The organism is Bacillus sp. YH3-2-B2, from assembly GCF_053663335.1.
The window spans coordinates 462721-482417 of the sequence record NZ_JBSJQE010000001.1 but is presented as its reverse complement, the minus strand read 5'-3'; the positions used below and the strand labels follow the sequence as shown (position 1 = coordinate 482417).

Here is a 19697-nt window from a genome sequence, read left to right as displayed (position 1 = left end):
TGTTAATGGAACGAGCTGATGATAATATATTACAGTGGGACCTTTAGGGTAAGGAGCGTGTTTATGGATATATTTAAAAATCGCAATTTTGTCCGTCTCTTTTTCGCAGCACTCGCTTCTCAAATGGGAACGACTGTAGGTAATATGGCTTTCGCTTTTTACTTGCTGGACCATTTTTCAAACCAGCCGGCATATACAACTTTGGCTGAGCTGATGTATTCACTGCCGACAGTTTTCGTATTTCTGATTGTCGGTGTCGCAGCTGACCGGCTTGACAGGAAAAAGGTCGCAGAGAATTGTGACTGGATCAGAGCCGGACTGACGATCGTATTATTTGCCGCATTATACACCGGGAGCATCCCTCTCGTGTTCTGTATTTTGTTCATCAGAAGCGCCGTGACCAAGTTCTTTTTCCCGGCGGAAGCCAGCCTTGTACAAGCTATTCTGCCTAAGGAGCATTATGCGAAAGCGGCGGGACTTAACCAGATCCTGTTCAGCATCTTTATGGTATTCGGCGTCGGTATGGGCGCGTTTATGTATAAAACGATCGGTATGCACGGAGCCATTATCCTTGATTTTGTCAGCTTTATTGTATCAGGCTTTCTGATCCGCGCCTGCCGCATTCCGAAAGAAGCCCGTCAGCCGAACGGCCCTTTTAAATGGGGAGATTCGTTTCTGAAAGACTCGGTCGCTGATTTTAAGGAAGGGATCGTATATATTGTTAAAAACAAATTGCTTGCTTCCCTTATTTTCGGCTTTTTTATCTTTGGTTTTGTCAACGGCGGCTTTGCCGTACTGCCGATGTTTACGATGAAATACGGACTTGCGCCGGACCATTATGAATCACATACTTCCATCTTCACCGTCGCACTCGGCTTCGGCCTGCTTGCAGGAAGTGTGATCGGAACGATGATCGCAAAAAAAGTCAAACCGCATCATTTGATGTCGATTCCTATTTTGGCAGCCGGACTGCTCATTTTTGTCCTCGGCTATACGGATAAGCTGTGGATTTATTATGCGGCGGCTTTCATCCTCGGCATGTGCATCGGCCCCGTCAATATCGCCATCGGCGGCTGGATGCCGAAAATCGTTCATCCGAAAATAATGGGCCGGGTCAGCGGCTGGCAGGACCCTTTTATGATGTTTGCCCAATCGATTACACTCGGACTGGTTGCCCTGTTATTTCCGAAATTCGTTGCCAATATTGATTACCTTTATTACGGCATGGGAATCGTGATTTTAGCGGTATTTGTGTTCTATTTTATCGCTCTTCCGAAATACAGCGCCGAGGCAGCAGAGGTCGATGTACAGCAATCATTAAAGGCTGATTCCGAAAAACATGCGAAACCTGTCTAATAAAGGAAAAAAATGCGCCCTTTTCATCAGAAAAAGGCGTATTTTTATAATCAATATTTGCATTTCAACGCTAAAAAAGTATAATCTATATATGAACTTGATCAATGCAAAGGAGAGAAATAATGGACGACCACGCTTATTCGAAAGAGCTGCAGCCAACCATCGAGAATCTTTCAAAAGCTGTTTATACTGTGAACCGCCATGCAAAAACCGCCCCCAACCCTAAATACCTTTATCTGCTGAAAAAACGGGCATTACAAAAGCTTGTGAAAGAAGGCAAAGGGAAAAAAATAGGGCTTCATTTTTCAAATAATCCCAGGTTTAGCCAACAGCAGTCAGACGTACTTATCTCTATCGGAGACTACTATTTTCACATGCCTCCAACAAAAGAAGACTTCCAGCATCTTCCGCATTTAGGTACGTTAAATCAATCGTACCGCAATCCTAAAGCACAAATGTCATTGACAAAAGCGAAAAACGTATTGCAAAAATATGTGGGCTTAAAGGAAAAACCGCTTGCCGCCAACAGGCAGCAGCCCGCTTATCATAAACCCGTATTTAAAAAACTTGGTGAGAGTTATTTTTAATTCCGCCGCAAAAAAGCCGATGCGTCATGCATCGGCTTTTTTCTATTCAATCACGTACGTATCCACTTTTTTAATGAGCTCGCTGATTTCAGGCTTGCTGATCTGTTCATCCGCTCCGACTACTTCGCCCCGGTGGCGCAGGTCGTCCGTAATGAGGGACGAGAAAATCATAATCGGCACATCAGAGCTTTGTGGGTTATCCTTAAGGAGCTTCGTCAAACGATGCCCGTCCATTTTCGGCATCTCAATGTCACTGATAATCATGTCAATATGATCTGACAGGTTTGCTCCGTTATCCGTCAGTTCCACGACGTAATCATACGCTTCTTTTCCGTTTTCAAACGCAACGATTTCACTGTACCCCGCCTCAGTCAGCTCATCCGTCAAAAGACGCATCAGAAGCGGCGAGTCTTCAACGATAATCAGTTTTTTACCCGCCCGTCTTTCATCAAATCCTTCCTGATGGACATGATAAGTCTCAACACCGGATGCTGATTCAATATCGTAAATGATCTTTTCATAATCAGGCAGAAAGATCATCGTGTCTTCCAGTTTGATGATTCCCGTTAAGTGCCGCTCCATGCCCTGGTTCAGGGAAGTCGGCTTTTCAATCGCCTCCCAGGACACCCTATGGATTTGTGAAACGGAACCGACGTGAAAGACGATTTTCCGCTTGTTGAATTCCGTTACGATATATTTATCGTCTTTTGCTCCTTCGGCATCAACGCCGAAAAAGGTATACAGACTGATGACGGGAAGAATTTCGCCTCTCAGCTTAATCATCCCTTCTACGTCTTTATGAGACTGAGGCACAGATGTGACATCTACCGGCTGAATGATTTCCCGGACTTTCATCACATTTATGCCAAATGTATTGACGCCTACTTCAAATTTGACGATTTCTAATTCGTTTGTGCCTGAATCCAATAAAATATCGTATTGTTGTAAAGACAATTCAATCCCTCGCTATCCGCATTCAGTATTGTACTGTATATATCGGCTGTAAACGGAAAAAGTGAATGTATTCGGGCCAACTGGCCATGAACTCTTTATAAAAAGATGCTTTTTTCTGATATCCCATTGACTTTTTGACATCGAGTGGTAAAATAGTCAAGGATTTTTCAGGAAGAAGGGTGTAATAAATGGGTACAGTAGTCATATTCGACCAAGATCAAATGATGGTGTTAGAAGATATCAGCAAAACGGCTTACCTGCAAATGAAAAAAGAGGCGAAAGATCGTCCCGACAAGCCTGCTCCATACATCTTATGGCGGGAAGACGTCAGCTTTGAATACGGGTATTAATGACATTCGCCACATATCACAATAGATAGATCATGATACAATGAAGACAATCATTTCAGCTGGTTGTCTTATTTTTTTCTGAAAGAAGGTATGTTTTCACATATCGGACATATACTCGGGATAGTTTAATAAAAAGATGACAAATGCTCAGCTAGTGGTAAAATAGGATAAACTCAATATATAGTATAAGGTGATGAATTATGGAACATTTGCTTAATCCGAATGTAAAAGAAATTGAAATTTCAGGAATTCGCAAATTCTCAAATCTTGTAGCTCAGCACGACAATGTCATTTCGCTTACGATCGGCCAGCCGGATTTCTTCACGCCGCACCATGTCAAAGCGGCTGCCAAAAAGGCAATCGACGAGAACGCAACGGCATATACTCCGAACGCGGGCGGCCATGAGCTGAGACAGGCCGTACAGCTTTATATGAAGAAAAAAGCTGATTTGAATTATGAGGCTGAAACTGAAATCATTGTCACAACCGGGGCAAGCCAAGCGATTGACGCGTCTTTGCGGACGATTTTATCTCCAGGCGATGAAGTTATTCTCCCCGGCCCGATATATCCGGGCTACGAACCGATCATCCGCATGTCAGGCGCCGTTCCGGTCCATGTAGATACGACGACTCACGGATTTAAGCTGACGGCGCGGCTCATTGAAGAATCGCTGACACCAAAAACAAAATGCGTCATTCTTCCTTATCCGTCAAATCCGACCGGAGTGACATTGTCTGAGGAAGAGCTGCAAAACATCGCAGCCGTCCTGAAGGGCAGAAATGTTTTTGTCCTGTCTGATGAGATTTACAGCGAATTAACCTATGACAGACCGCATTATTCGATCGCGTCTTATTTGAGAGACCAGACGATCGTCATCAACGGCCTGTCAAAATCACACAGCATGACGGGCTGGAGAATCGGTTTCATTTTCGCACCGAAAGAAATTGCCAAGCACATCTTAAAAGTTCACCAATACAGTGTGACATGCGCGTCTTCAATCTCTCAGAAAGCGGCTCTTGAAGCGGTGACAAACGGTGTTGATGATGCGCTTATTATGAGAGAACAGTATAAAAAGCGGCTTGACTATGTATATGACCGTCTTGTCTCAATGGGGCTTGACGTCGTAAAGCCGTCAGGCGCATTTTATATCTTCCCTTCCATTAAGTCATTCGGAATGTCATCGTTTGATTTTAGTATGGCTCTTTTAGAGGATGCAGGTGTGGCTCTTGTGCCCGGCAGCTCGTTTTCAAAATTGGGTGAAGGGTATGTGAGGCTGTCATTCGCATATTCACTGGATACATTGAGAGAAGGCTTGGACCGGCTGGAAGCATTTATTTTAAAAACGAGAGAATCCATGCAGACTATTTAAACAACGGCATAACGCCGTTGTTTTTTTATTGTTTCGGGAATGTAATGTGAAAGGCCGTGCCTCTGTCCGGTTTGCTGTCTACTTGGATGGCTCCCTGATGGTTTTTAATAAGGTTGAATGTGACCATCAGCCCCAGGCCGGTTCCTTTTTCTTTCGTTGTCAAAAACGGTTCGCCTATTCGTTTCAGCACGTTTTCCGGTATCCCGTCACCCTCGTCTTTCACCGTCACATTAACGGAATACTCATCTTCTGTCATGATGATGTGAACCGTTCCCCCATCCGGCATCGACTCAACGGCATTTTTAATCAGATTGATAAACACCTGTTTCAGCTGATTTTGATCACCGTTAATATACATGCTGTCATGTTCGTAATCCGTTTTGATAAAAATCCCTTTAAGATTCGCCTGCGTCTCTAAAAGAGCGGTCACTTCACTTATAATTTTCTTTAAGTTTACACGCTCTTTCACGGCGTTTTGCTGAGGTTTGGCAAGCATTAAAAGCTCACTTAAAATTAATTCGATTCTGCTCAGTTCAGAAAACACAATTTCAAAGTAATGTTCGTTTTCCTCCATCGTCGGCTTCATGAGCTGTAAAAATCCTTTGATCGCCGTCAGCGGATTGCGGATTTCGTGAGCGATCCCCGCCGCCAGCTGCCCTGCGATAGACAGCTTTTCCGACTTCAGCATTAATTCCTCCGTCTGCTTCCGCTCAGAAATGTCACGCAGAATGACCTGCACGGCCGTTTCTCCGAAAAACGTCGTCGGAATGCAGACCATTTCCGTGTAGATCAGCCGGTTTTTAAAGGTAAACCACGATTGCTTAATGATTTCTGACTCGGTCTTTCGGTTGATAATATTTTGGATCCGCTGTTTCACGCCGTCATGATCACAGGGATGAAGCTGATCATAGACGTTTTTCCCGATTAAATCTTCATATGTTTCAGCCTCAAACAGCGAAATGCCCGATTCATTCATGAATACCCACTTATCATTGTGAATCACGGCGATCGTGTCAATTGAATTCTGAATGAGGAGCTGATAACGCTCTCTGCTTTTTTGCAGAATCGTTTGGAATTTTTTCCGTGAAGAAATATCAATCAGAAGCAGCAATTCCGCCCGCTGATTTTTATATGTCGTCGGTGCCGCCTTCACTTCTAAATGAACGGGCGTGCCGTCGAGCCTTCTCCACGTCTGTTCGATCATTCCGACTTCCATTCCTTTTTGCATCCGCACAATTCGGTTTTTCACAATGTCGTGATACTCTTCTTCAATAAACTCATAAGAGCGCCTGCCGATTACCTCGTCTTTGCTTTCGGCTCCCAGCATGGCAAGCATCGCGTTGTTGGCGTAGGCGATTGTGCCGTTGATGCTGACATATAAAGGATTCGGCAGCATTTCGACAAGACGCTCGAATTCGCCGTTTCCAGCCGCATCTTCAGACTGTTGTTCTGCCTTTTGCTTCTTTTGTTCATACATATAAGGCCGGCGGGGCGTCTTCTCCTCAAGCACCTTGATTTTGAGGATGATTTCCCGATCCGTCCCCTCCATTTGCGGTGTGACAATTTCCACACCCGCTTCAAGCCATACGATGGTATGATCTTTTTTAATAAGACGAAAGGTGCAAGGCATCAAATGATGCTCATTATAGAAGTAACTTTCAACCAAAAATTGATCTTCTTCATGCAGGAACGTTTTGAGAAATGACCCGATCATCTCTTCCTGAGAATAACTGAAATACGATTTGCAGTTTGCAGAAATATACATAATACGCCCGTTAGACGTCAAAACGGCATGAAGATCGGTTTTCGATTGAAACTGTTTGACATGCTGAGTATCCTGTTCCACAGAATCCCTCCTTTGCATTATACTCGCACTGCAGGCTGGACACGGACTGATATAAAAAGAAATTCCACTAGATTGATTCGCTAAAAAATGAGCATTCTCCTTCTATTCTTATTGTGAACGTCAATTTTCCTGAATGAAAGAAAGGGCGCACGAGATGTTCGGCCGCCCTTTCATTTGTTATTTTTTATTGTATTTCTTTTCAAGTTCTTTGTAAGCGTCAATTGCTCCTTTAGCAATGTTTTTGCTGACATGATCGTGATCATCCTGAACAGTCGGTACGACGACGCTGAATGCCACTCGTGGATGTTCTGACGGATAATAGCCGACAAAGGTCAGGTTATACGTGTCTTTCCCCCACCAGTTTTTGTTCGTGCCGTAATAGTGCGTCTCCGCGGTTCCCGTTTTACCGGATACATCAGCGCCTGAACCTTGAAATGTTGAATAAGCCGTTCCCTGAGGTGAGCTTGTAACCAATTTCATCCCTTTATGAACTTGGTCAAAATCGCTCGGGCTGTTATTTACTTTGTTCAAAATTTTACTATCTCGCTGTTCAATCGCTTTTCCAATCTTGTTTTTGCTGTCCGGTTCATGAATGCTTGTGACGATCCGCGGCTGGACGCGATACCCGCCGTTTGCGATGGCTGAAATATATTGAGCCATTTGAAGCGGCGTATACGTATCAAACTGTCCGATCGCAAAGTCAAGCAGCAATCCCCCGACCATTTGCGGATTTGACTGCATGCCCGCTGATTCCTGCGGAAGATCAATCCCGGTCTTCACACCCAAACCGAATTGGGCATAGTAGTTCCGCATTTTTTTAATATCGTCTAATCCGGCAGGCAGTGTACCGTACGGCCTGTAGTTAATGCCGGCGATATGCATGGCCACATGAAACATATATACGTTTGAACTTCTTTGCAGCGCGGTCAGCTCAGTAATGGCTCCCATTTGTGTCCACGATTGTTTTCTCGTTTTGCCTTTAAATACAAGCGGTGCATCGACAAACGTTTTATAATGCGGGAGGCCGCTTTGGTAACCCGCGAGAACAGTCGCTCCTTTAACAGCAGAGCCCATCTCATATTGGGTCGTAAATGATCCGATCGCAAAATCCTGTATTTTATTTGTTTCGAGATCGATGCGTTTCCCCGCCATTGAGAGGATATCCCCGTTGTTCGGGTCCATCATGACGGCAAATCCTCTGTCAACCATATAGTTGCCTGCGGCGCGGCTTCTTCTCAGCTCTTTTTCAATGACTTTTTCAACTTTCGACTGCAATTCCATATCGAGCGAGAGCTGCAGATCGTAGCCTCTGCTGCCTTCATCGACGGGCTTTTGGCTGACGACTTCACCTTTGCTGTTTTCCACATACTCTACTTTTTCTTTATGTGCGTTTAAATAGTCTTCATACTGATATTCAATGTAGCTTTTTCCCACCCGGTCATTCAGTGAGTATCCTCTTGTAACATAATAATCTTTCCGTTCGCCCAACAATCCCTGTTCCGGTGTCGTCACACCGCCGAACAGAGAGTACAGCGTTTTGTCGTACGGATATTTCCGCGTCCAGTCATTAATTACGTCAATGCCGGGGAGCTCTTTCAGGTGCTCAGATACGACAGAAACTTCTTCATATGTCAGGTCGCTTTTCGGTTTCTGTTTGTTGTTTTCATGTTCGTCAAGCAGTGACCCGCTGTTTCCGTTTCCGTTCAGCTTATTCGGGTCCATTGATTTGACGACTTGCGGCTGATAGGCGTTGCCGCTTGAAAAACGCGTATAAATCGCCGCAATTTGCAGCTCTTTTTTATCTTTTTTGATCGCGTCAATCTCCTGCTTCGGGACGCGTTCAATCTGGCGTTTGTACACTTCTTGGGATTTCAGGCTGTTTTCTGAATCCTTCATAAGCTTTTCCGCCTTCTTCGGATGTGCGGCAAGCCAGTAATCAATGATATTTCGATCCTTCATAAATTCAGTATCAATATGAATCAGTGCAGCGAGATTTTTTGCCGTTTTCAATTTGTCCTTTGCCGAGGTTTTTGAGGTGGATACATATACAATTTCGGGCACGGCCTGGTTATCAACCGCCACTCTGTTCCGCTTGTCATACATTTTTCCCCGCGGTGTCGGATAATAGGCGGTTTTTGCATTTGCCTTCTCCGCATCCTGGCGGTGTTTATCCCCTTCGACAATCTGGACGATGCCGAGTTTAAAAATCAGTGCCGTAAAGAGAAGAAAAACAATCAAAAAATAGAGATTCATTCTCAGCGCTCTGTAACGTTTCGTTTTTTTCTTTGGTTCGCGCGCGACTTCAGCCACTTTCTGTTACACCTCTCAAATCATTGAATATATTTACATAAACAGATTTTAATTGTAACATTTTTGTAAAAGTTGTTACAGCGAAAACGGGTAAAAAAAACTGTCAAGATCAAATTATCTTAAAATATATCTAACACTTCAAATAATTTGAAGAGATGTAACGGATTTTAAAAAATAAATACAGATCGTTTTTCCTGATATAAAGCCATTTTTCTGTGCTCAATTACAATTATGACAAACGTTTGTTGTCAAAGGAAATGGCTGGCTGCATTATGACAAAAAAGCTGTGATAAGATTTTTCATGTAGAAAAAAACAACTTCTCTGGGAGGCTATTAACTATGAAAAAAGCATTTCTCTTATCTGCTGCCGTGGCAGTCAGTTTGATTACATTCGGAGGCATTCAGCAGGCATCTGCAAAAGAGCTGTCATGCCAGCACGTCGTTACTGTGAAAAAAGGAAACACCGTACAGCATCTGACTCTTCAAGAGGCTGTTGAAAAACTACATATGAAAACGAGCGCGAAACAGCTGAACGTTAAAAATGAGAAAGAACTGACTCAGCTGCTGCAAAAACACGCCAAGCATTCTGACATGACAGTTAAGGATGTACAAAAAGAAACACCGGCAAAAACGGCTCCGGCAGCTGCCGAAAAACCGAAAGCCGATCAAAACCAGACGGCTGACAATGCAAAGCAGACAGATAACACAAACAACAGCAGCGAGAAAACTCCTTCATCTGTCAGTGCGTACGAAAAGAAAGTCGTTGAATTGACAAATGCAGAGAGACAAAAGCAAGGCTTAAAACCTCTGCAGATTGATGAAAAATTAAGCAAATCAGCTCACGCAAAATCACAAGATATGAAAGACAAAAACTATTTCGATCACCAAAGTCCGACTTACGGCTCACCGTTTGATATGATGAAGTCTTTCGGAATCACTTATAAAACTGCCGGTGAAAATATCGCCAAAGGACAGCCGACTCCTGAAGCTGTCGTTAAAGCTTGGATGAACAGTGAAGGCCACAGAAAGAACATCATGAATCCTGAGTTCACTCAAATCGGTGTCGGTTATGTAGAATCAGGAAACATCTGGACACAGCAATTCATCGGAAAATAAATAAAAAAAGATTGCCCCGGCGGGCAATCTTTTTTATTTCACCCAAAGCTTATAAATACTTTGAGTTCCGCTGTTTTCTTCACCTTGCGCGGAAAGCTTGTCGTACAATGATTTGGCCAGCGCCAATCCGGGCATTTCTTCTCCCATGAGCTCCGCTTCTTCAAGGGCAATGCCCATGTCTTTAATAAAGTGTTTCACGTAAAATCCGGGCGCAAAATCGCCTTTCAGCATACGGGGAGCGAGGTTTGACAATGACCAGCTGCCAGCCGCTCCGGTTGTAATGCTTTTCAGCACTTGTTCCGGGTTCAGACCGGATTTTTCCGCGTAAGCCATCGCTTCAGCCACTCCGACCATCCCCGCTGCAATCGCGATCTGATTGCACATTTTCGTATGCTGGCCGCTGCCAGCCGGCCCTTGATACTGAATATTTTCCCCCATAACGGAGAAAAGCGGCAGGCATGCTTCAAACGCTTCTTTTTCTCCTCCGGCCATAATGGCAAGCGTTCCGTTCCTCGCGCCGATGTCTCCGCCGGAAACGGGTGCATCCAGGGCGTGAATGGACTTTTCTTTGGCTTTCTCCGCTATTTTCTTCGCCAGAGATGGTTTTGATGTCGTCATATCAATGACAAACGCCCCTTCTTTTGCGTGCCGGAGAATGCCGTTTTCGCCGAGATAGATTTCCTCGACATCACTCGGATAGCCGACCATGGTAATAATGATGTCAGCTTTTTCCGAAAGGTCTTTGACCGTCTCCTGCCAGACCGCTCCCTTATTCAGAATCTCTTCCGCTTTTTGTTTCGTCCGCGTGTAGACTAAAACAGGATAGCCCGCTTCTAAAATGTGCGATGCCATACTGTTTCCCATGACGCCCAAACCGATAAATCCGACCGTTTTGTTCACTGCGCTTTCCTCCCCTGATGCGATTCATATATCACTCTTTCATGTCTATATTACCATATTATAGGCTGATAGAGACCGCGTCACAAGGTGAATTTAGAAATGGCGCTGATCAGATCTTCGCTTGCGCTCTTTAACATATCAGTCGATTGCTTCACTTTTTCAAGCGTAACGAGCTGTTCATCAGTAGAAGCATTCACTTCTTCCGCCGCTGCCGCAGATTCTTGAGAAATGGCGGAGATGCTTTGAATCGCTTCTTGAATCGCGGCTTGTTCTTCACTCATTTTTTGAATGTCATTGTAAATATGATCTATACCTTGAACGAGAGACTGCATTTCCGTCGTAATCAGATTGAGAACCTCACCCGTTTCATGAATGGCGCTGTTTTGTTCATCATTCATTCTGCTTGCCTCAATCATCGCGTGTGACGCTTCTTTTGTCTCTGATTGAATCAGACGGACCGTCTCACTGATATGGCCGGAAGAAAGAGCTGATTGTTCAGCAAGCTTGCGGACTTCTTCCGCGACGACGGCAAAGCCCCGTCCGCTTTCTCCCGCTCTTGCGGCTTCTATGCTCGCATTCAGCGCCAAGAGATTCGTCTGGTCTGAAATAGCGGATATTGCCGTCACGACTTCTTCTATGTTTTTCGTTTGTTCTTCCAGGTCATTCAGCATTGCCTCTACTTTTTTCGTTTCTGAATTGGCTTCGTTTGACTTCATCAGCAGCTGCCCGAGCGCGTCCAATCCTTTGTAGCTGGCATCCTCTGAAGATTTTGAGAGTTGTTTTATGCTGCCTGCACGATCTGCGATTCCTTTTATTTTGACTGAGAGATTTTCTGATTTTTCGTTGATCGTCTCAACCTCTGACGCTTGCTCTGTCGCTCCGGCGGCGACTTCCTCTATCGCTTTTGCGATTTGTCCGCTCGTTTCATTTGTCTCCTGTGAGATGACAGTTAGTTGGTCAGATGTATCAGACACATTTTCTGAGGAGGCCTTGACCTGTTCGACCATCTCTTTCATATTTTCAACCATTTGGTTAAAGTCTTTTGTTAACTCGCCTACTTCATCTTTTGATTTCGTCTGAGCGCGGACGGTTAAATCTCCCGCTGAGACTGAATTTGTTTTTGCGATCAGCTGCTGAATCGGCCCGGTTATCGTTTTTGCGAGGAAATAGCTGAGTCCGATCGTAATCACAAGGGCGATCAGTGACATAAAAATGCTCACCGTGTTCATTTTGTCGGCTACTCCCATCAGCTGATCTTTTTCAAACTGCGTTCCGACTTTCCACCCTGTTTCTTTTACCGTTTGGTAGACGACCATGTTCCCCTGCAGCTCTTTGATGCCTTCTTTGTCCGTAGTGATGTCTTTTAACGTCTGATCTTCCGAAATATTTTTTCCCTGTTTTGCCGGATGGGCCAGAAGAGAGCCGTTTTCATCCGCTAAAAAGGCAAATCCTTTATACGGAACCTTTTGCTCGTTGACCATGCTCTGAATAGAGGACAGCTTCAAATCTAAGCTCGCCACTCCGACGACGGTTCCGCTGTTTTGAATGGCTTTTGACGCCGTCACGATCATGTCTCCCGTCACTGCATCTTTATAAGGGTCAGTCCAGACAACCTTATCGGGTTTTTCAGCCGCCATCTTATACCACGTTCGATTTGTCGGATCATAGTCTTTGGCAAAATCGGCCTTTGGATATGTAAACATTTGTTTGTTTGCGGTTCCGACGTACGCAAGCGCGACATATTTGTCATTCTGTCCGATCTGTTTTAACTCATCGTTAAAAAGCCGCGCGGTTTCTTTCTTCCCATCTGATAGAAAAGACCGGGACAATTCACCGTCTGCTAATCTCATTAATACGGTCTCATCATTTTTCAGCTGAAGCTCAATGTTCTGACCGAGTGAATTGGTGACATTCTCTGTCGTACGTTTTGCTTCCTCCGTCATCATCGGCTTTAATGTCAAATATGAAGAAACCGTTAAAAAAACAACCGTTACAATAAGCATTGCCGAGACAAACACAGCAATTTTGATATGCATTTTTTTAAACATAACCATCCCCTCCTGAGAGTTATATCGGTCTTTCGGCCAAGAAAATGAATAAATCTTGAAATAAATATCAAACATTTCCGTCATTTGGCGCAGCAAAAAAAAGAGCCGTCATGCCGACAGCTCCGCCTTACGTAAAATATTCGATTTTCGCTTTCGGAAAATAGGTTTCGATATAAGATTCGAGTGTTTCCCTTAAGGCATGTTCTTCGTCTTTTTGGTATATATATTTGCCGATTCCGTAGCGTCCCCATTTGTACCTGCGCTTTTCTTCATCAAGCTCAAGCTTTGTTTTCGGATAGTTCTTCTCAATCACCCGTTTGGCCGGTTTTGTAAAACGATGCTGGATCAGTTCAAATGTGATGTCATGCCGAACGTCTTCACCAAGCGCCGCATCCAGTTTCTCAAACAGCTCCTTATAGCCTTCCTCCCAGCCATCGTGAATATAAATAGGCGCCACGATGAAACCGAGCGGATAGCCCGCTTTAGCGACTTTGACGGCGGCTTCGATCCGTTTGTCGAGCGGAGAAGTTCCCGGTTCAAAGTTCTTAATGACATAATCCGCATTGATGCTGAATCTGAACCTAGTCTTTCCGTTATGTTTTGCATCAAGCAAATGATCGACGTGGTGAAATTTAGTCACGAATCTGAGCTGCCCCAATTCGCTTTGTCCGAAATGTTCAATGGCTCTTTTTAATGTATGTGTCAGATGATCGATTCCTACAATATCAGACGTACAAGAGGCTTCAAATCTTGTAAATTCCGGCGCCCGTTCTTTCATATACTCATCAGCCTGATCCAGAATCTCTTCCACATTGACATATGTCCGGATGTAAGGCTTTGATCCCATCGTCGTCTGCAGGTAGCAATAGTGGCAATGCCCCATACAGCCCGTCGCAAATGGAATGGCATATTCGGCGGACGGCTTTGAAGAATCGAATTTCAGTGTTTTCCGGACGCCGATTACCAATGTTGATTTCGCGTTCCGGTATTGCTGCAAGTGATTTTTCCCCGGAATATTCCGGACTTGATTATGCGATGTTGTTTCTCTGATCTCAAGCCCCATGTTTTCAAACTTATTCTTCAGCTCTTGTCCTAACGGGTATTCGAGCGCTCTCGGTTCTATATAAACAAGCTGGGGCACAAACGGCTTCAGCATGAACTGACACTCCCTTTTTACATTTTCTCATGTTGTTACTTTCCGTTTAAAAGAGAGTGAATATGCGTTGTAAACATTTCCTTTGATCAATGGTACCGGTCTTCTTCAAAAAGCTCGCTGTAAAGCGCTTCCGCTTCCTCATATGTCGAAAAGACCGCGTCATCTTCGGCCAGCGGATGATAGGTTTCGTATAAAAACAGAGACAGTTCTCCCTCATGGTACGGGTGATGGACGATCTCCGCCTCTTTAATATGGGCAACATTGGCGGCATGCGGATTGCGGTAAATCACATAGACCGTATCCCCCGCTGCAAATGATTTTGTCATGATAATTCCTCCTGTTGAACGTTATTGTTCCCCCCTTTTTTCCGAATATGAAAAAAACCAGACGGCTTATACCGTCTGGCTGTTGTATTACTTATTGAATGTTTCTTTAACGAATGCGACAACCTCTTCTGTCGTGCTCATAGACAAGATTGTTTCTTTGAATGATTCAGCTTCTTTTTTAGAAAGCTTGCTGATCTGCGTTCTTGCCGGAAGGATGGATGTAGCGCTCATTGAGAACTCATCTAAGCCTAAACCGAGAAGAATCGGAATCGCAATTTCGTCTCCCGCCATTTCTCCGCACATGCCGACCCATTTGCCCTCTTTGTGAGCGGCTTCAATAACAAGGGTGATCAGACGGAGAATCGCCGGATTGTATGGCTGATACAGATAAGCTACGCGCTCGTTCATGCGGTCAGCAGCCATCGTGTATTGGATCAAGTCATTTGTTCCGATACTGAAGAAGTCAACTTCTGTAGCAAACTGATCTGCGATAACGGCTGTAGACGGAATCTCTACCATCATACCGACTTCAATATCGTCAGAAACCGCTACGCCGGCTTCGACGAGTTTTTCTTTTTCTTCGAGAAGAATCGCTTTCGCCTGTTTAAACTCGTTTACTGTCGCAATCATCGGGAACATGATTTTTAAGTTTCCGTATGTACTTGCACGAAGCAGCGCACGAAGCTGAGTTCTGAAGATTTCTTGCTCTTCAAGGCAAAGGCGGATGGCTCTGTAGCCTAAGAACGGGTTCATTTCTTTAGGGAGCTGCAGGTAAGGAAGCTCTTTGTCGCCGCCGATATCCAATGTCCGCACGACAACTGATTTTCCTTCCATACGCTCAAGAACCGTTTTATAAGCGTCAAACTGCTCGTCTTCTGTCGGAAGCTGGTCGCGTCCCATGTAAAGGAATTCCGTACGGTAAAGCCCTACAGCTTCTCCTCCGTTTTCAAGAACGCCTTTTACATCGTCAGGTGTGCCGATGTTTGCGGCAAGCTCTACATGATGGCCGTCTTTTGAAACAGTCGGTTCATTGACGAGCTTCGCCCACTCAGCTTTTTGCGCCAGGTAAGCACTGTGCTTTTCTTCATATTTCTTTAACGTTTCACTGGAAGGATCGATGATCACATCACCATCGATGCCGTCTACGATTACCGTAACACCGTTTTCAATTGTCCCTGTAGCCGCTTTTGTGCCGACAACAGCCGGAATTTCAAGCGAACGGGCCATGATCGCGGAGTGTGAAGTGCGTCCGCCGATATCAGTTGTAAAACCTTTTACAAACTGGCGGTTTAATTGCGCCGTATCAGACGGTGTCAAATCTTCAGCCACGATAACAACCTCTTCTGAGATCATGCTCGGGTTCGGAATTTCCACGCCCAGCAGGTGCCCCGTCACACGTTTTGTTACGTCACGGATATCCGCCGCACGCTCTTTCATGTATTCGTTATCCATTGATTCAAACATAGTAACGAACATGGAAGCTGTTTCTTTCAAAGCGAATTCAGCATTGACTGAATCTGTGCTGATTTTCTCCTTTACCGGGTTCAGCAGCTCAGGATCACTCAGAACTAAAAGGTGCGCGGAGAAAATGTCAGCTTTGTCTTGTCCCAGTTCTTTTAAAGCATGCTCTTTAATTTTTTCAAGCTCTTCTTTAGAACGTACAATCGCTTCATCAAAACGGCTTACTTCAGCCGCAGCATCAGCAATGTTTTTCTTTTCAACCGTTAAGTCCGGCTCTTCAAGCCGGTATGCTTTCGCAATCGCAATTCCGGCTGAAGCGCCTATTCCTTTTAATTCTTGCATTACTCGCCGAGTCCTTCGCTTTTCATTGTTTCTTCTAAAGCGTTAAGAGCATCGTTTTCGTCAGCGCCTGAAGCGGAAATTGTGATTTCAGCGCCTTTAGCGATACCTAGAGACATAACGCCCATGATTGACTTAAGGTTTACTGTTTTGCCGTTATATTCTAAGTTTACGTCAGCATCGTATTTGCTTGCAGTTTGTACAAGAACTGTCGCAGGACGAGCGTGGATTCCGGAATCTGCTGTTACTTTAAATGTTTTTTGTGCCATGATTATCATTCTCCTTTAAATTAAAGCTATTTTACTACACAATATTATATCATACAGCCGTACTTGTCATCTGACAAGTACGGCGTATTTATATGCTTATTTTCCGATTTTCACAATATCTTTTTGTTCCCGTTTTACGGTACCTTCGGCCGAAAGGGAAATCGCTTCACCCTCGGCAAGATTTGTAAAGACAATCGGTGTCATTAATGAAGGAACATGAGGTTTAACCGCTTCAAGATCAACTTCAAGCAGCTTTTGCCCCGGTTCAACCCGGTCACCCTCAGAAACAAAAGAAGTGAATCCTTCGCCTTTCAGACTGACTGTGTCGATTCCGAAATGAATCAGGATCTCTCTTCCGCCGTCAGACTGAAGACCGATCGCATGTTTTGTCGGGAAAACATTCAGCACTTTTCCGCGGACAGGCGATACGACGATTCCTTCTTCAGGAAGAATCGCAAAACCGTCACCCATCATTTTTCCTGAGAACACCTGGTCAGGCACATCGGTAATCGGATGGATTTCGCCGGTGATCGGAGAAGCGAACACTTCTTCACCCTGCTCGTTTCGGAGCGGATCTGCGATAACCTCTTCAACCTGCTGGCTGACTTCTTCTTGCGCGGATACTTTCGGTTCAGGTCGCGGCGTGCGTCCGGCGATAATATCCTGCATCTGTGTTTTTAAACCGTCAGAACGCGGGCCGAAAATGGCCTGAATGTTGTTTCCGACTTCAAGAACGCCTGAGGCGCCAAGCTGTTTCAAACGAGTCTTATCCACTTTCTTCTGGTCGTTGACCGTAACGCGGAGTCTCGTGATACAAGCGTCAAGGTGCTTAATGTTTTCCTGGTCACCCATTGCCTGCAGGATTTCATAAGGAAGGTCGCCGGCTTCGCCTGAGGCGCCCGCACCTTCATCCGCAGCCTCTTCTTCACGGCCCGGCGTTTTCAGATTGAACTTTCTGATCGCAAACCGGAAACCGAAGTAGTAAATGAGTGCTAGTCCTAAGCCGACCGGAATGACAAGCCACCAAGCCGTCCGGTTAGGCAGAATTCCGAACAGGAAGTAGTCAATCAGACCGCCTGAGAACGTCATACCGATTTTTACATGCAGCAGCTGCATAACCATAAAGGAAAGTCCCGCGAATACGCAGTGAATCGCAAACAGGATAGGAGCCACAAATAAGAATGAGAATTCAAGCGGCTCGGTAATTCCCGTTAAGAAACTTGTCAGAGCGGCAGAACCCATGATTCCGGCTACAAGTTTTTTCTTTTCAGGCTTCGCTTCATGATAGATTGCAAGCGCTGCCGCCGGAAGACCGAACATCATAAACGGATATTTCCCCGTCATAAATGTTCCCGCCGTCAGCTGTACGCCGTCTTTGATCTGAGCCATGAAAATCCGCTGATCTCCGCGGATGATGTCTCCGGCCGCATCTTTATAGCTGAAAAATTCATACCAGAACGGCGAGTAGAAAATGTGATGAAGACCGAACGGAATCAATGACCGCTCAATCATCCCGAAAATAAAGGCCGCCAAGGTTGGATTCGCTTCCACAAGACCCGTGGAGAAGGAATTCAGACCGTGCTGGATCGGAGGCCAGATCACTAACATAATAAGTCCGAGAATTAATGCGGAAATTGATGTGATAATCGGGACGAACCGCTTACCCGCAAAGAATCCGAGGTACTGCGGAAGTTCAATTTTATAAAACTTGTTGAACAATAACGCGGCCAGAACCCCGACGATAATACCGCCGAACACGCCCGTCGCCAAAGTGGGTATCCCCAGCATGTTAATATAGGCCGGATGGTTTTCCGCAAAAAACTTTGCCCGTTCAATTTTGTCAGACGGAATACTGCCGTTCGCCATAAGCACGGCGCTCATGGATACGTTCATGACCAGGTATCCGATAATGGCCGCGATTCCGGCAACACCGTCTCCGTTGGCAAGACCGATCGCAACCCCTACTGCAAAAAGAAGCGGCAGGTTGTCAAATACGATTTGGCCGGCGCTTTCCATGACGTTCGCCACAAGCTGAACGTTATCATTGCTTAAGAAATGCATGACTTGAATCATATCTTTGTTCTGCATGGCATTCCCTAACGCAAGCAAGATCCCCGCAGCCGGTAAAATCGCAACCGGAAGCATAAGAGCACGGCCGATTTTCTGGAGAACGCCGAATAATGCTTTAAACATAAAAGATGTACCTCCTCTGTTAGCTAGTGTGACCTTACAGCGAAAATTCATGACAACGAATTCACTGGCGCAAGTCTTCAGTTTAACCGTTTACATTTGCCCTTTTACACAACAAAAAAGGCATGAGTAAAAAGGGTGTGCAAAATAACGGGATCGTTCTTCCCGTTTTTTACCCTCAATCACTCATGCCTGATCGAATCAGTGACACGTTTTTAAGGTTTCAACTGAAATTATGAAATTTTATTGGTTAATCGGTACAAATGAAGCGTGAGATAAACCGCTTCCGCCTCATGAACTGGTTTTTTCAGTATTTGCTGCAAGATTTTTATCAGTTTCCAAGCAGTATTGTAGCATAGCGGGTATTCATTTTTCAATAATAACATTAACTTTTCTGGTTCTTTTGTCTGCTCTTCCCGATTAATCCTGTCTATGGTAAATCTGATATGCCGGATCAGCCGCAAATAGTGGACGCTTTCTTTATTCACTTTCATCTGGAAAGATTCCTCAATCACCTGAACGAGGCGGGACATCAGCTGTGAATGCTGATTGACCTCTGAAAGGGGCCGATTCGTCAGGGCGGAATGGATATGCAGAGCGATAAAGCCGATCTCTCCTTCCGGAAGGCAGATTCCCGTCTTTTCATTAATCATGCCGACGACTTCACGGGCAATTTGGAATTCTTCCGGATAAAGCGTTTCGGTTTCCATGAGAAACGGGTTTTTAATGTCAAAACCCTGCTGCAGCCGCTTTACCGCAAAGGCGATATGGTCAGTCAGCGCAATATGGATATGCTCATTTAACGGTTGGCTTGTCCGCTTCTTGATATGATAAATGACGTCATTGGAGATGTCGACAAGTGTCTCGTCCACATAACCGAGGAGCTTTTTAAATTGTTTTTGTTCTTTTTCATCCTTTAAGATGAACATCTTGTCATACCCTTTATCTTCAATGACATCCGCTTGTTTTTTTCCAAAGCCGATCCCTTTTCCGATTAAGACGACCTCACTGTATCTATCATGTGTTGCGATGAGCACATTGTTATTTAATACCTTTTCAACTGTAAAGGACCCCTTCATGATCCTCAGCTCCTTTGTCATTCAATACCTCATATCGTAC

At 44.9% G+C, this 19697-nt stretch carries 15 protein-coding genes and 1 pseudogene; 5 read left to right on the top strand and 11 right to left on the bottom strand.

Going from position 1 to position 19697, the window contains the following annotated elements:
- Positions 1–63: 63 nt before the first annotated feature.
- Positions 64–1356, top strand: coding sequence for an MFS transporter (locus tag ACWJJX_RS02620; RefSeq protein ID WP_156735109.1), 1293 nt, complete (start codon positions 64–66; stop codon positions 1354–1356).
- Positions 1357–1478: 122 nt separating this feature from the next.
- Positions 1479–1943, top strand: a complete 465-nt coding sequence (locus tag ACWJJX_RS02615) for a YkyB family protein (protein WP_003154622.1) — start codon at positions 1479–1481, stop codon at positions 1941–1943.
- A 42-nt stretch (positions 1944–1985) separates the two neighbouring features.
- Here ACWJJX_RS02615 and cheV read toward each other — a convergent pair whose 3' ends face one another.
- Entirely contained in the window at positions 1986–2897 is a 912-nt protein-coding gene (cheV, locus tag ACWJJX_RS02610) for a chemotaxis protein CheV (protein WP_003154623.1), read from the bottom strand.
- 188 nt (positions 2898–3085) lie between these two features.
- Here cheV and ACWJJX_RS02605 point away from each other — a divergent pair, with 188 nt between their 5' ends.
- Positions 3086–3247, top strand: coding sequence for a hypothetical protein (locus ACWJJX_RS02605; RefSeq protein WP_003154625.1), 162 nt, complete (start codon positions 3086–3088; stop codon positions 3245–3247).
- Positions 3248–3447: 200 nt separating this feature from the next.
- Positions 3448–4667: pseudogene (locus ACWJJX_RS02600) on the top strand (aminotransferase A).
- On the opposite strand, the gene ACWJJX_RS02595 reads toward ACWJJX_RS02600, so the two are convergent.
- Both ACWJJX_RS02595 and ACWJJX_RS02590 read right to left on the bottom strand, forming a co-directional pair.
- On the bottom strand, positions 4643–6463 hold the full coding sequence (locus ACWJJX_RS02595) for a PAS domain-containing protein (RefSeq protein ID WP_003154628.1): 1821 nt from the start codon (positions 6461–6463) through the stop codon (positions 4643–4645). The pseudogene ACWJJX_RS02600 and the gene ACWJJX_RS02595 sit on opposite strands and share 25 nt — an antisense overlap.
- A gap of 177 nt (positions 6464–6640) precedes the next feature.
- A complete protein-coding gene (locus tag ACWJJX_RS02590; protein ID WP_424937893.1) occupies positions 6641–8773 on the bottom strand; it encodes a peptidoglycan D,D-transpeptidase FtsI family protein in 2133 nt (710 codons plus the stop codon).
- A 339-nt stretch (positions 8774–9112) separates the two neighbouring features.
- On the opposite strand from ACWJJX_RS02590, the gene ACWJJX_RS02585 reads away from it, so the two are divergent.
- A complete protein-coding gene (locus ACWJJX_RS02585; protein ID WP_454022709.1) occupies positions 9113–9889 on the top strand; it encodes a CAP domain-containing protein in 777 nt (258 codons plus the stop codon).
- A 33-nt stretch (positions 9890–9922) separates the two neighbouring features.
- On the opposite strand, the gene ACWJJX_RS02580 is transcribed toward ACWJJX_RS02585, so the two are convergent.
- The 8 genes from ACWJJX_RS02580 to glcT form a co-directional block, all read right to left on the bottom strand.
- Positions 9923–10789, bottom strand: coding sequence for an NAD(P)-dependent oxidoreductase (locus tag ACWJJX_RS02580; protein ID WP_003154640.1), 867 nt, complete (start codon positions 10787–10789; stop codon positions 9923–9925).
- An 80-nt stretch (positions 10790–10869) separates the two neighbouring features.
- Entirely contained in the window at positions 10870–12837 is a 1968-nt protein-coding gene (locus ACWJJX_RS02575; protein WP_102421855.1) for a methyl-accepting chemotaxis protein, read from the bottom strand.
- 127 nt (positions 12838–12964) lie between these two features.
- Positions 12965–13993 (bottom strand): spore photoproduct lyase, encoded by a 1029-nt coding sequence (gene splB / locus ACWJJX_RS02570; RefSeq protein ID WP_094246987.1) that lies wholly within the window; start codon positions 13991–13993, stop codon positions 12965–12967.
- Positions 13994–14079: 86 nt separating this feature from the next.
- Positions 14080–14319 (bottom strand): transcriptional regulator SplA domain-containing protein, encoded by a 240-nt coding sequence (locus ACWJJX_RS02565; RefSeq protein ID WP_003154646.1) that lies wholly within the window; start codon positions 14317–14319, stop codon positions 14080–14082.
- Positions 14320–14406: 87 nt separating this feature from the next.
- A complete protein-coding gene (gene ptsP / locus ACWJJX_RS02560; RefSeq protein ID WP_007409600.1) occupies positions 14407–16122 on the bottom strand; it encodes a phosphoenolpyruvate--protein phosphotransferase in 1716 nt (571 codons plus the stop codon).
- A complete protein-coding gene (locus ACWJJX_RS02555) occupies positions 16122–16388 on the bottom strand; it encodes a phosphocarrier protein HPr (protein ID WP_003154654.1) in 267 nt (88 codons plus the stop codon). Before ACWJJX_RS02555 ends, ptsP begins: the two co-directional genes overlap by 1 nt.
- 96 nt (positions 16389–16484) lie before the next feature.
- Positions 16485–18581, bottom strand: a complete 2097-nt coding sequence (gene ptsG / locus ACWJJX_RS02550; RefSeq protein ID WP_070081734.1) for a glucose-specific PTS transporter subunit IIBC — start codon at positions 18579–18581, stop codon at positions 16485–16487.
- 230 nt (positions 18582–18811) lie between these two features.
- A complete protein-coding gene (gene glcT, locus ACWJJX_RS02545; RefSeq protein WP_012117426.1) occupies positions 18812–19678 on the bottom strand; it encodes a glucose PTS transporter transcription antiterminator GlcT in 867 nt (288 codons plus the stop codon).
- Positions 19679–19697: the final 19 nt, after the last annotated feature.